Origin of the sequence: Streptomyces sp. RB17, from assembly GCF_009604455.1 — a bacterium.
GTDB lineage: Bacteria > Actinomycetota > Actinomycetes > Streptomycetales > Streptomycetaceae > Streptomyces.
This window is the reverse complement of sequence record NZ_WEGL01000044.1, coordinates 1-3,129: the sequence shown is the minus strand read 5'-3', so window position 1 is coordinate 3,129 and position 3,129 is coordinate 1. Positions and strand designations below refer to the sequence as shown.

At 68.3% G+C, this 3,129-nt stretch carries 2 protein-coding genes; one reads left to right on the top strand and one right to left on the bottom strand.

The window, feature by feature from the left end:
* Window positions 1-2,160, bottom strand: a complete 2,160-nt coding sequence (locus tag SRB17_RS45140; RefSeq protein WP_194294380.1) for a transposase — start codon at window positions 2,158-2,160, stop codon at window positions 1-3.
* Between the two features lie 146 nt (window positions 2,161-2,306).
* Here SRB17_RS45140 and SRB17_RS45135 point away from each other — a divergent pair, with 146 nt between their 5' ends.
* Window positions 2,307-3,071: a transposase gene (locus tag SRB17_RS45135; RefSeq protein WP_228396719.1), complete on the top strand. Its 765-nt coding sequence runs from the start codon at window positions 2,307-2,309 to the stop codon at window positions 3,069-3,071.
* Window positions 3,072-3,129 lie beyond the last annotated feature (58 nt).

Here is a 3,129-nt window from a genome sequence, read left to right as displayed (position 1 = left end):
CTAAGAGTCATCACGTAATGAGGTGATGCCCACCCGATGTCTGTACGGAGCCGGCGTGCCTGGGTGGCGTGACTGCTTCGTACGGCCGGTTGTTCCGACGTGGGCCTTGTGCCGCTTAGTTGCGGGTCGGGTCTCATTCGGGGTAGGTCCGGTACCGGGTGGTGGTGTTGTGCCGAGCAGAGGCCCGCGTTTGCCGGAAGGGTCCGGCGTGTGGGCTGCCGCGTGGGTGCGGCCCCGGGTGGGGCGGGCACCGCGCTGCGGTTGACTCGACAGGGCTTCTTGCAGCCCTTCATGGAACAAGATCTGTGTGTGGCGGGCCTGGACTTTGTCCAGGCCCGCCGTGCTGGGGTCGTCCGGATCCGCTAGGCGGACGTGCGCGCACAGGGCTGCGGAGACCTTGTCCCGGTCGCCGACGAGCCCGCAGGCGGTGCAAACGTGGATGCGGTCGGCGAGGGTTTTGGTGACCGTCGCGCCGCAGAAGCACGTCTGCGAGAGTTTGGTGGTGAAGGTGGAGGCGCGGAGCATCCGCCCGCCGGTCTTCTCGCACTCGCGGCCGATGGCAGCGATGAGCCGTCCAGGTGTGGTGGCCTGCAGGGCTTTGCCCCACCGGCGGTACCAGGTGCGAATGTCGCAGTCCTCGACGGTCAGGTTCGCATCGTGGTCAGCCACGATGTCTGCGGCGATGCGGCGGGCGCGGTGGTCTTTGGCCGCGGCTGCGGTGGCGGCGGCTTCGGCGAGTCGGGCCCGGTTGAAGCGGTAGCCGGCCGACAGCGCATCGCGTCGGTATGCCTGCTTGGGCACCCCTGCCGTGTTGGCTGCTCTGGCCCCGCCGGGCACGGCAACGTGCCGGGCGGGTAGGCCCGCGGCCTGGCGGTGTTCGGCCCGGGCCTGCTGCCGTTTCGACGGCCCGTACTGAGCAGGGTTGGACGCTCTGCGGGAGCGGTCGAGGGCGCGTTTGCGGCCTCGGTCCTTGCGGCGGGCTTTCGCCAGCGCGGCAAGCTCCGCGTCACTGGGCTCGATGCGGGTTGCTTCGACGACGCCGTCGGCGGGGTCGAAGGTACTGGGGAAGGAGACGACGGAAAGGTTGGAGACGTTCCCGTCGATGCCGCCGACCCGCTCCAGCTGAGCTGCCGCCAGGCGGCGGGCCTTCGTCGCCGGGGATGCGTAGCTGCCGGCCAGGACCATCAGGTGCGCTTCGTACGCCCACCCGCCCGGCGCCGCCGTGTCCCGGCGGCGCACGAGGTCGATCTTATGCCAGGTCTCCGGATTGTTCAGGAAGTGCAGCAGGTAGGGCCACCGCCCCGAGCCTGACGGCAGGCGGACGGGCAGGACCAGGTCGCCGCGGCTGGAATCGGCGCCGCCGGTGAAGACGATGGCCAAAGGTCCGGTGTGATCCCACCAGGTCGCGGCCCGCGTCTTCGGCGTCTTCTTCGCCGTGACCTCGCCCGTGTGCACACGTCCTGCAGGGCGCACGGGGGCGGGCAGCTGCCGTGGCTGCTCGAGCACCCCGGTACCCACGGGGAGTGCCGCGACCTGCTCCGGGGTGGTGACCGCGGGGTCGAGATCCCGGTGGCGGTAGGCGTCCAGGTGCCCGGCGAGCGTGCCGTGCAGCCGGAACGTCTCCCACTTGCGGTCGGTGGTGTGGGAGCGGGCACGGCCGGGGATCCGCGTGTAATCCCACCAGCGGCCGGTCTTCGGCCGGCCGTGCCGGCGGCCGGAAGCATCCGCGCACAGGTGCCGGCTCACCGAGGTCTCGAAGACCTCGTCGGCCTGGTGCATCACCAGTGCTTTGGTGACGTGATGGGCGAGATGCTTCGAGTTCTCCATGTGCCGATACGCGCGGCGTTCCATCCCCTCCCGGGACAACCCGAGCTCAAGACGCCACGCTTTCGCGTCCGTCTCGCGGCGGACATCACCCGCCCAGTACGCATCGACAGCGTCCCGAGCATCCCGCTGCAGTGCCCGTTTCACGGACCACATAGCGGAGAACAGGTCCTCGGTCCGGTGCCGGGTGGCGGGGTCGTGGACGTCGAGGGGAAGGCGGATCACCGCAAGCTCAGTGTCCGCGTCCCGCGTCCAGCGCTTCTTCTTGTTCTTTCCCCGGTACCGGCGAGCGGCAGCATTGGAGGCGGGCGCGGTGTCACGCAATGCGGTGCTCACCAATGCTCCCACCTCCTTCTTTGGCTCATGTCGGACGCCGTCACCTGTGCGCAGTTCGACCAGCGCGGCAACCAACGCCAAAGCTACAAGAGCCCACTGACAACGCCCTGTGCTACGGCAGGACTTGGGACTCTACGATGGTCTTCATGCGCCTGCGTCTTGCCCATTCCACGTCGGCCGACCTACGTGCCTGGACCGGTTTTAGTGGGCCGCAGCTGCAGCATTTGGTTCGGCAGCTGTGGGAGCTTGCACCCGACACCGGCCGGGGCCGGCCCTGGGCATTGCCGTTCGCCGACCGTGTCCTGCTGGTGGTTCTGGCCTATCGGACCAACCTCACCATGCAGCAGCTCGGCTCCCTCTTCGACGTCTCCCACGCGGCTGCACACCGGGTCATTTGTCGGCTCGCCGCACCGCTCGCCGAGCTCCTCGGCCCGCCGCCGACCGATAGGCGGGAGTTGTGGGTCGTCGACGGAACGCTGATCCCCGTCCACGACCAGCAGCGCACAGCGAAGAGTAAGAACTATCGGCGCAGCGTCAACGTGCAGATCGTCTGCCGGACCCGCGACCGCAGGGTGGTAGCAGTCGGCGACGCCTGGCCAGGCAACCGGAACGATGTTGTCGTCTTCCGCGAAACCCTCCAGAAAAGACTGCCCGACCATCCCCGCCTGTCCGGCGACGGCGGCTACCGCGGGAGCGACCGCATCCGAACACCACAACGAGGTCCCGACGGACGCATCATCAAAGACCGCAAATACCGCCGGTTCCGCAAACGTCGGGCAGTCGCTGAACACACCATCGCCAGACTCAAAGACCACCAAATACTCCGGCAATGCCGACGCCGAGGCGAGGCGGTCAACCACGCCGTCGCCGGTGTCGCCGCACTCCACAACCTCAAGCTCGACATTCGGTAACCGAAGCACCCCGTCGCGGGGCAACAGTTTCCTGCCCGCATTACGTGATGGCTCTTAG

What these genes read in the sequence shown, in the direction of transcription:
- SRB17_RS45135 (WP_228396719.1), top strand. Translation starts at nt 2,307, where the DNA reads ATGCGCCTGCGTCTTGCCCATTCCACGTCGGCCGACCTACGTGCCTGG.